We start from the raw sequence: 9,299 nt of genomic DNA, 5'->3' as shown, positions 1-9,299 counted from the left end.
CAGACCGACCTCGTGCCCCTCGTCGACCATGCGCTGGACCAGGTCCGGGTAGCGGGAGGCCATGGTGCCGGTGACGAAGAACACGGCGTGCGCGTGGTGCTTCTTGAGCACGTCCAGGACCTTGGGGGTCCAGGTCGGGTCGGGGCCGTCGTCGAAGGTCAGGACCAGACGGTGGTCGGGCACGCGCAGGCTCGTGGCACGGCCGCTGCGGGTGTCGATCACCGGGCCGCCGTCCAGGATCTCCTCGGGGACCCGGTCGGACGCGGCCTCGGGCTGGATCCGGTGATCGGCCAGGATCTCGCTGTGCACGTAGCCGCGCAGCATCAGCATCGCCATCATGGCGACCAGGACGAGCACGGGCAGCAGCAGGCGCAGGGGCAGACGGCGCCGGGCACCGGCGCGGGCCGCGGCCGCGAGCCGGCCACGGCGGTCAGGGGTTGGCATCGGAAGTGGTGCTCCAGGGGACAGAGGAATGACGGGGCACGCGGAGGTGTCGGAGGACAGGCGTCGCGGGGTTCCGGGGAGCGTTTCGAAAGCAGCGTCGTGCGCCCGCGGGGCGGGCCCGGCGGGACTTTCGAAACCCGCCCTAGCCGCCGACGAGCGTGCCGAGTCCGAGGACGTCCGCGCCGGTCGGCGACGGGCTGCTCTCACCGGTGGCGGACGCACTGGCGGTGGGCGAGGGAGTGGTGGGGTGCGACGGGGCGGCGGGGGCCGTGGTCACCGTGGAGCCCGAGGTGTCGTGCGTCGTCCGCGCCGACGGCTCGAGCTTCGAGGACGCCGTCGGCTCGGTCGGGCGCGAGGTGGCGGGAGATGTCACGGTGCCGGCACCCGAGGACGCTTCCGAGGCGATGCCCTGCGTCACTTCGGCGGTCGGGGCGGCATCGGCCGGATCCGAGGGCTCCGCGGACTGCGACGGCACCGACGACGGATCGACCTGGCTCACGGGCGCGTCGTCGTCCTGTGCGGGCACGGGCAGCCAGGGCGCGCTCGAACTGCCGGAGAGCAGGGTGGCGACGATGACGACCGAGTAGACGGCACAGGACACGCCAATGGCCATGCCCAGTCGGCGCAGCACACGGCTGCGGCGGCCCGACTCGTCGACGAAGACGGGGCTGCCGGTGCTGTCGAGGTCGTCGGGACGGCCGATCACGGAGGTGCTCTCGGTGGCCGGCCAACCGACGGCGGACATCTGCACGGTGAGTTCGTGCGGGTCGTTGAGCGGTTCGTCCGATTCCTGGACCGGGGCCTGGGCCTGGGCCGGAATCGCGGCCTGGACCTTCGTCCGGGCCGAGTCCCGAGTCCGAGCCGGGGCCGGAGCGAGACCCGGACCCGCGAACGGGTGGCGCGGCGCCCGGCTGTTCGGCAGGGCGACCGTCTCAGGAGCCGACTGCCCGGACTTGTTCAGGTCCGCCCGGAGCGTCCGGGTCTCGGCCGTGTCGCTCCGGCCGTCGACTCCGCTCCGGTCGACCGGGTCGACTTCGACCCCGGACGCATCGATCGCCTCTTCGGATACGGCGTCTTTCCGCCACATGTTCACGTACCCCATCCCCCACCGGAATTGTCATGGATGTGCGGACAATTCCGAGCGCACCTCGGCCGCACCAGGCCCCCGCCTGCCCCGAGCATCCCCGTCTACCTGACGCTGGACGCTAAACCTAGCTCACGCGTACGAAGCGTGCAGTTTATGTTCGAGGAGTGAACAGTAACGGATGTTCAAAGGTGTCTAAAAACTGACCCTGGCAGGAACTTGTCGCACAACGGGCGGCAACGGACCCGCAAAACAGGCCGCAAAGGCGCCTGATCATGACAAAGCACTGCATGTTCTGACAGAACCGACAACGGTGATGGAAGAGGACAGGAGCAGAGGGCGGCAACGGGGGCCGGGAACGGGGAGGGCCGTTCAGCCCTGCGTCGCCCGGTCCGCCCGGGAGGCCATCCAGTCCCGGTAGTGCGTGGGGGCGATGCGGGAGCCCTCCGGCGCGGTCAGGACATCACCCTTGGGCACGGAGAACATCCCGGCGGTGTCGTCGGTGACGACCTGGCCCGCTCCGCCCTCGGCCGCGAGGGTGAGACTCCCCAGCTCGTCGAGGGGGAAGACCTCGGGACCCGCGACGTTCAGGGTGCCGTTGAGCGGCGCGCCCACGGCGACGTCGGCCACCGCGGCCGCGACGTCCGCGGCGGCGATGGGCTGGAGCGGGGTGCTGGGCAGCCGGACGGTCTCGCCGTCCGTGGTCCAGGACAGCACGGCGTCGACGAACTCCATGAACTGCGTGGCCCGTACGACGGAGTACGGCAGACCGCCGTCCTTGAGCAGATCCTCCTGAAGGACCTTCGCCCGGTAGTAGTCCAGCTCGGGCACCTCGTCCGCGCCCACGATGGACAGCACCACCACATGTCCGACGCCCGCCGCGCGGCTCGCCTCCAGCAGATTGCCCATCGACGTACGGAAGAACTCCGGTGAGGCTTCGTCGAAGGTGGGCGAGTTCGTCAGGTTGACGACCACCTCGGCCTCCGCGAGCGCGGCGGCCAGCCCTTCGCCGGTGAGGACGTCCACTCCCGTGGACAGGGAGAGCGCCGTCGCCTCGTGGCCCTGCGCCTTCAGCCGGGCGACCACCCGTGAGCCGATCAGACCCGTACCGCCGAGAACCGCGATCTTCATGTCCGTTCCTTTCGTCGGGTTCACCGCCCGTCGCCGTCCGGTGTCACCGACGACGCCTCCGGCGCGGGCGGTCGGGGTGCGCCGCGCGGCGTGCCGCGTAGCCGATGGGCAGGTAGCGGACCCGCTCGGGCAGCAGCGGGAAGAGGGTGCGCACGACCGCGCCGAACCCGCGCAGCAGGCGTTCGTCCCAGGGCGTCCACGCCAGGCCGAGACGGTCACGCGCCACGGGCGGCAGCAGGCCGACGGTGACGAACACGCGCAGCCGGGTCAGCGGTGGATGGAGCACCGGCCACAGCAGTCGTACGGGGGCGGACGCGCCCGGGGGCGCGGGGACGGGGCGGCGCGGGTCGAGGAGTTCCCGCGCCACCGGCGTCATCTCCAGTTCGTCGCGGACCATCGCGTCGAAGTACGTCCAGTACTCCTCGGGGCTCTCCGGCATGTCGCGGTCCTTGATGCCGAGGATGCGTCCGAGCTGCCGGAGTTCGTCGTAGAGACGGCGGCTCTCGGCGGGAGTCAGAGGCCGTGAGAGATACCGGGCGGCACGCAGGAAGACGGGGTACGCGGTCGCGTGGACCCAGGCGTAGCAGGCGGGCGTGAGTGCGTGGTAGGGGCGGCCCCGGGTGTCGGTGCCGTTGATGGCGCGGTGCAACCGGCGCAGTCGGCGCCCCTCCTCGGCGGCGCGCTCACCGCCGTAGATCCAGAGCTGGAGCGACTCCAGGGACCGGTCGAGGCGCCCCCAGGGGTCGGTGCGGAACACGGAGTGCTCGTCGACGCCCGCGCCGACCGCCGGGTGTGCGACCTGGAGGACGAAGCCTGCGGGCAGCGAGAACAGCAGACGGCGGTCACCTGCGATGTCCCAGAGGATCGTCTGCGGAGTGAGCGGGTCCGGTTCCCCGCGGGCGGTCCTGGCTTCCGTGTCGGTCACGGTCCTCACCTCGGCAGAGCGGTCCTGGCGCCTCCGCCTCTCCGTGTTGCCCGGAGCGGGCCATCGGGAAACATTTATCACTTCTTTATCTCGTGACACGGCAAGCACCATCGGTCCCGCCCGTCCCGCCCGCTCCGGAGCGGGCGGGAGCGGTATCCACGGAAGCCCTCCGTCCGGCGATTACCGCTGGTTAACGTCACCCCATGGCTGAGACTCAGAACCCTCAGGACCGTCAGCACCCCCAGGACGCTCAGACCCCTCATCACCTGCCCGGCGGGCTCCGTTCCGCCCCGCTCAGACGCTTTCTGGCCGCCGTGGCGGGGGCGACCGCCCTGGTCGCCCTCAGCGTCGGCGTCGCCCTCGCCGCGGGCTCGGACGACGGCTCCGGTCCCGTCCCCTCCCTGTCGAGCCCGGTCGAGCCCGTCGAGGACACCGTCGGCGGCAGCGTCGGGGTCAGCGGCGGCACCGACAACACGAGTGACGGCAGCAGCGAGGACATCGGCGGCGGCACGTCCGACGGCTCGAGCACCGGAGGCGTGGCGGGCGGTGTGACACCGACGTCCACGACTCCGGACGACCCCACGGTCTACCCCGAGCCCACCACCTCGGGCGAGCCCTCCGCACCGAGCGACCTGGCCGAACTCGAACGACGCGTCACGGAACTCGACAGAAAGGTCGACCAGCTCCCCACGAAGCGGGAACTGGCCGACGCGCTGCGCGCCTTCGCCGACGAGCTCGACCGGGCCGGCGGACCGACCGGGCGCGCCCACTGATCACCGGACCGGCGTACGACCGGCACGGACCTCCGCGGCCGGGCGCGCGCCCGGCCGCGGAGGTCCGCCTCCGGAACGTCACGCAAGGCCGACCACGTGTGTGGTCGGCCTTGCGTCTCCCGGCACGGCCGGGTCACCAGGACGCGTAGGACCCCTCGGGGCGGCTGTCGCCCGCGGCCGGGGCGGCGGAGTCCGCGTAGTGCGGCTGCGGCGCCTCGTGGGCCGGCGGCTGCGACCCGGGCACCTCGTACGACTGCGGCTGCGACGGCTGCCGCGGCTGCCACTGGGACACCTCGAAGGCCTGCGGCACCTCGTACGCGGGCGCCGACACATAGGTCGGCTGCTCCTCGGTGCCGACCATCATGTCGGGGTCGAACATCACGATCACCGCCGCGACCAGCAGGACGATGAAGGGGCCGACCAGCATGAGCAGGAGGAACCCGAGCAGGCTCGTGGACGACTGCGAGGAGTCGATGACGCCGTCGACGTGGACGGAGACCGCGGCCATGCCGGTGTAGTGCATACCGGTGACGGCGACTCCCATCACCAGGCTCGCGCCCAGGGTGGACCAGAGTCGCTGGATGGAGACGGCCGCCCACAGGGCCGCCGTCGCGGCGACGACGGCGATGACGACGGACAGCACGACGGTCATCGCGTCGTAGTTGATGGTGCCGTGGGCGTCCATGGCCGCCATGCCGAGGTAGTGCATCGCCGCCACGCCGACGCCGGTGACGGTTCCCGCGACCGCGAGGTTGGAGCGCGACGCACCGCGGTAACCGACGAGGAACACACCGACGGCCACGACGGCGATCGCGACGGCGAGGCTGAGGAGGGTGAGTCCGGAGTCGTAGCTGACCAGCGCGCCGCCGACGCTGAATCCGATCATGGCGATGAAGTGCATCGTCCAGATGCCGCAGCCGATCGCCACGGAACCCAGCGCCAGCCAGTTGGCCTTGCGGTCCGAGCGCCCCAGCGAGCGTGTCGTGCATCGCAGTCCCAGCGCGGCCCCCATGCAGGCCATGACGTACGCCGCGATGGGTGTCACGGCGCCGTAGTAGAAATTGGAGACGTCTGCGGTCATGAGGTGTTCCTTCAACTGCGTGGTGGCACAGGGCTGCGGTGAGCCGGACGGCGGGTGCGTCGGCACGGTGCTGCTGTGCGACCGCTCCGCCCGGCGTCCCGGAGCCGCGACGGGCCCGGGACCGCTGCCCGATCACTGCGATCGGGACGGCCGGGACACCAGCACGCGCGGCGGCACCCGACCGGGTTCGGTCGGCGGTTGTCGCCGGCCGCGTCGTGGGTCGGTCAGGCCGGGTGCGCACTGCGTCGCGCGAGGGCTCTGACGGGGAGTCAGAGCACCGGCGCCGGACGATCCGTGCGCCCCACCTGTCCGATGTGTTTACAAGTTAAACACACGCCTTTCACCCGTCTCCCACCCCTCACCCCCGGTTCGCCGAATCGACACGCGGACCACTGGAGGCGTTTGTCCTCGTCCGGCCGGATCGATCCCCGTGTTCCGTGTTCGACGCGGGTCAACAGTGCCACGCGATAAGACGAATGCCCCCAGAAAGCCGACTCGTACGGACTCACACCTCATGACCGTTTGCTCCCCTTGACGGGGATTTCACATCTACTCGACCCACTCGGTCTCTTGGTCCTGAACGGCTCCGGGCGGCGCGTCAGGCGTGGGCGTGCGGGTCCGCCGTCAGGTCGGCGAAGTCGGCCAGCATGTGCGCGGTGTGCGCGGGCAGGCCGGTGACGAGGCGGAACGCGTGGGCCGCCTGGTGCACCAGCATGCCGCCGCCGTGCAGCACCCGGGAGCCCTGCGCGCCGCCGGCCCTCAGCAGAGGGGTGCGCAGGGGGCGGTAGTTCAGGTCGGCCAGCCACAGCCGCGGGTGCAGCAGCCGGGCCGCGAGCGGCAGTCGGGGGTGGTGGACGGAGCCGACGGGTGAGGCGTTGACGAGCCCGTCCGCTTCCCCCATCACCGCCTCCAGCGCCTCGGCCGGGACGGCCCGGGCCCGCTCCCGGCCGCTGTGCTCGTTGAGCGCCTCGGCCAGGGCGACGGCACGGTCCCGGAGCGGGTCCACGACATGGAGGTGCCGCGCTCCCCGGTCGAGCAGGGCGTGGGCGACGGCCGCGCCGGCGCCTCCCGCGCCGAGCAGCACCACCTGGTCGAGGCGCGCGTCGGGAAGTCCGCGGGCGAACGCCTCGGAGAACCCGGCGAGGTCGGTGTTGTGGCCGACCGCCCGCCGGTCCGGGGTGAAGACGACGGTGTTGACGGCGCCGGCGCGTACGGTCGTCGGAGCCAGCCCGTCGAGATGGGGCATGACGAGCTGCTTGAAGGGGTGGGTGACGTTCAGCCCCGAGAAGCCGCAGTCACGGCAGGCACGGAGCAGTTCGTGCAGGTCGTGCCCGCTCGTCGGCTTGGAGCCGGCGTCGAGCAGCCGATAGAGGTAGCGCACACCGTGCCGGTCGGCTTCGGACTCGTGGAGCTGGGGGCTGAGCGAGTGGCCTATGTCGATACCGACGAGTCCGACGAGGTAGGAGTACTGGGTCACGGCGACTCCACGCGAGTAATGTACGAACTAGTTCGTTATCCATATCAGGACGGGTGCGCCGCGGGAAGTACCGCGACAAGCCCGGCCCGGCACGGGTGACGGCTCCGGCCCGGCACGGGTGACGGCTCCGGCCGGATGCGGGCGACGACCCCGGCCCGGCGCGCGGGGAACCCGGCCGTTCCGGTCGGCCGGGCGGGGAGAGCGGCGCGGACGGGTCGTCAGCATCCGCCCTGCGCCAGGCATCCGCCGACGCTCCGCGGACAACGCGTCGGCGCCCCGGGTTCAGCCCGTGTTCCGGGTGGTGCCCGGCGCGGCGAGCACCGGGTCCAGACCCGTGCTCAACAGGCTCAGATAGTGGGTGAGATGAGAGGCCGCGTCGAGCATGGCCAGGCCGCGCGCCCGCAGCCGGAGGTGCCAGTCGTCCAGGGCGCTGGACAGGGAGTCCCTGCCGTCGGCCGTGCGGATCTGCTGGACCACGGTGGAGATGTGGTCCAGCGGGTATCCCCCGCGCCGCAGGAGATGGGCGAGTTCGGCATCGCGTATGTCGCTCGGCCGGAAGACGCGGTATCCGCTGGCCGGGTCGCGCGCGGGGGTGAGGATGCCGACGTCCTCCCAGTTGCGCAGGGTGGCCGGGGTGACACCGAGCCGGCGCGCGAGTGCGCCGATGGTCCGGGGGACGGGGTCCGACAAGTGCCGCGGGCCGGCGTCGGACTCCGCCGTGAGATGGTCCACCGCCCTCCTGACGGCGTCGAGGGTGTCGCGGTCGCGCAGCAACTGACCGTGCCCGCGGTCGATGATCGTCAGGGCGCCGTCGAGCTCGTCGTCGTGGAGTGCGTTCATGATCCGGCCGCCGGCCGAGTAGCCGTATCCCGGAATCAGGGAGAGATAGACGCGCAGCGCCGCCACGTGCAGCTCGGTGTAGATCCGGTATCCGCTCTGCGTGCGCCCGGCCGGCGGGATGAACCCCTCCCGTTCGTAGTTGCGGACCGCCTGGGCCGAGAGCCCGTGTTCGCGGGCGAGATCGGATGGTCGCAAAGTGATCACCGGTTTTGAGTCTTCCAACATGACCGCAGGATCACAAAGTTCTCAGAAGTCTCAATGGTTGTTCAGCCGAACCGGGGAAGAACCCGATTCGGGACATGGGAGACTTCGTCCCCGCACCGCGGAGAAGACCGCCGCCGAGCCCCGGGACGTCGCGGAACCCGGTACCGGGGCGGCTGGAAGACCTGAACCGGGGGCGGCTTCGACGCCGGTCTCAGGGCGCCTTGAAGAGCGTCGGGAAACGGGGTGCCAGCCAGGGCTTGCGGCCCCACACCAGGATCCGCCCCCGGGCGAGTGCCCCCCACTGCTCGCGTCGGCCGAGGGCCATCAGCAGGAAGGTGACCGGCTCGATGTGGATGGTGCAGTCCGGGCGGTCCGGCAGCCCCGGCTCGACGGACACCTCGCCGTCGGACAGGGACACACCGAAGCGGCCGCCGCTCCACAGCCGGATCGCGTAGCGGGCGGTCAGCCCGGCCGTGCGGGCGGGGTCGGTCACCCGCGGCATGGCCGTGAGGAGGAACGGCAGGGTCAGCTCGACCCGGGCCCGGTCGACCATGTGCGGACGGCCCAGGGCGCGGGCGAGGTCGTAGCCGTGGCCGAGCATGTGGGTGAGCAGGTACGACCCCAGCACCTGGGGGGTCATCGGGCCCAGCGGGCTGACGAGGGTCCCCTCGGCCGCGGTGCCCTCGTCCCACAGCTCGAGGTAGGCGTCGGCGGTCGCGACGATCATCGCGGCCAGCGGCTCGGCCCGGCGCTCGTCGAAGGCGGCGAGCGCCTGCTCGTTGGCCGCGGCGAGGCTCTGCGGTGTGCCGTCCCCGTAGCCGCGCGGACGTCCTGCTGCGATGTCGGCCATCAGTTCGTTGGCCTGCGCCAGGTGCGCCGCCGCCTGCCCGACGCTCCACTCCGCCCCCGGTATGGGAAGCCCCGTGTCCGCGCCCCCGCGCAGCAGCGCGGCGATCTCCTCGGCGGTGTCCCGGATGGCCGCGCCGAGCCCCTCGGGCAGCGTGCCTCGTACGTCCTGCCCAGCCACTGGTTCCACGCCGTTCCCGTCCTCGATCTCGCGCTGTGCCGTGTGCGGGCGCGACCGGTGGGGCGCACGCATGACGCGTCACCGGGGAGTAGACCAGGCGACGGCGGCCGCGACAAGACACGCGGGCAGGGGGACGCGGACCGAGGAGAGGTCCGGCGGCGTCCGGCTCGCGGGCGGCCCGACGCCGGCGCGGGACAGCCCTTAGGGCCTGTCCGGCGGATCATGCCGCAGACGCGGGGTCTGGCACGCCCAGCTGCGGCGTTGTCGTCACTCGCCGACATCCCCCAGCCTTCGGCCGGGAGGTGCCCCCACC

Annotated in this window: 9 protein-coding genes; 1 reads left to right on the top strand and 8 read right to left on the bottom strand. The window is 71.8% G+C overall.

What is annotated here, in order from left to right; translation table 11 throughout:
• The 4 genes from ACZ60B_RS33630 to ACZ60B_RS33615 form a co-directional block, all read right to left on the bottom strand.
• On the bottom strand, nt 1–468 hold a 468-nt coding region (locus tag ACZ60B_RS33630), incomplete at its 3' end, for a polysaccharide deacetylase family protein (RefSeq protein WP_469393812.1).
• A 118-nt stretch (nt 469–586) separates the two neighbouring features.
• Nucleotides 587–1,531: a hypothetical protein gene (locus tag ACZ60B_RS33625; protein ID WP_469393795.1), complete on the bottom strand. Its 945-nt coding sequence runs from the start codon at nt 1,529–1,531 to the stop codon at nt 587–589.
• A 369-nt stretch (nt 1,532–1,900) separates the two neighbouring features.
• Complete coding sequence (locus ACZ60B_RS33620) at nt 1,901–2,659, bottom strand: SDR family oxidoreductase (RefSeq protein ID WP_469393793.1); 759 nt, start codon at nt 2,657–2,659, stop codon at nt 1,901–1,903.
• 43 nt (nt 2,660–2,702) lie between these two features.
• Nucleotides 2,703–3,584: an oxygenase MpaB family protein gene (locus ACZ60B_RS33615; protein ID WP_469393791.1), complete on the bottom strand. Its 882-nt coding sequence runs from the start codon at nt 3,582–3,584 to the stop codon at nt 2,703–2,705.
• Nucleotides 3,585–3,787: 203 nt separating this feature from the next.
• Here ACZ60B_RS33615 and ACZ60B_RS33610 point away from each other — a divergent pair, with 203 nt between their 5' ends.
• Complete coding sequence (locus ACZ60B_RS33610) at nt 3,788–4,357, top strand: hypothetical protein (protein ID WP_469393789.1); 570 nt, start codon at nt 3,788–3,790, stop codon at nt 4,355–4,357.
• Nucleotides 4,358–4,490: 133 nt separating this feature from the next.
• Here the strand turns inward: ACZ60B_RS33610 and ACZ60B_RS33605 are convergent, their stop codons facing one another.
• The 4 genes from ACZ60B_RS33605 to ACZ60B_RS33590 all read right to left on the bottom strand — a co-directional run bounded on the left by ACZ60B_RS33605 (nt 4,491) and on the right by ACZ60B_RS33590 (nt 8,986).
• Nucleotides 4,491–5,438, bottom strand: coding sequence for an MHYT domain-containing protein (locus ACZ60B_RS33605; protein WP_469393787.1), 948 nt, complete (start codon nt 5,436–5,438; stop codon nt 4,491–4,493).
• A gap of 598 nt (nt 5,439–6,036) precedes the next feature.
• Entirely contained in the window at nt 6,037–6,915 is an 879-nt protein-coding gene (locus ACZ60B_RS33600; RefSeq protein WP_469393785.1) for a shikimate dehydrogenase, read from the bottom strand.
• Nucleotides 6,916–7,197: 282 nt separating this feature from the next.
• The gene (locus ACZ60B_RS33595) at nt 7,198–7,980 is read right to left on the bottom strand and encodes a MerR family transcriptional regulator (RefSeq protein WP_469393783.1); all 783 of its coding nucleotides are present in this window, start codon (nt 7,978–7,980) and stop codon (nt 7,198–7,200) included.
• 190 nt (nt 7,981–8,170) lie between these two features.
• On the bottom strand, nt 8,171–8,986 hold the full coding sequence (locus ACZ60B_RS33590; RefSeq protein WP_469393810.1) for a maleylpyruvate isomerase family mycothiol-dependent enzyme: 816 nt from the start codon (nt 8,984–8,986) through the stop codon (nt 8,171–8,173).
• Nucleotides 8,987–9,299 lie beyond the last annotated feature (313 nt).

The organism is Streptomyces sp. NPDC104096, assembly GCF_055584385.1.
Note: the sequence above shows the minus strand (reverse complement) of the source record. Positions and strands in the feature narration are given on the sequence as shown.

Coding starts and splice junctions, on each gene's coding strand:
- ACZ60B_RS33625 (WP_469393795.1), bottom strand. CDS start 1,531: ATGTGGCGGAAAGACGCCGTATCCGAAGAGGCGATCGATGCGTCCGGG.
- ACZ60B_RS33620 (WP_469393793.1), bottom strand. CDS start 2,659: ATGAAGATCGCGGTTCTCGGCGGTACGGGTCTGATCGGCTCACGGGTG.
- ACZ60B_RS33610 (WP_469393789.1), top strand. CDS start 3,788: ATGGCTGAGACTCAGAACCCTCAGGACCGTCAGCACCCCCAGGACGCT.
- ACZ60B_RS33605 (WP_469393787.1), bottom strand. CDS start 5,438: ATGACCGCAGACGTCTCCAATTTCTACTACGGCGCCGTGACACCCATC.
- ACZ60B_RS33595 (WP_469393783.1), bottom strand. CDS start 7,980: ATGTTGGAAGACTCAAAACCGGTGATCACTTTGCGACCATCCGATCTC.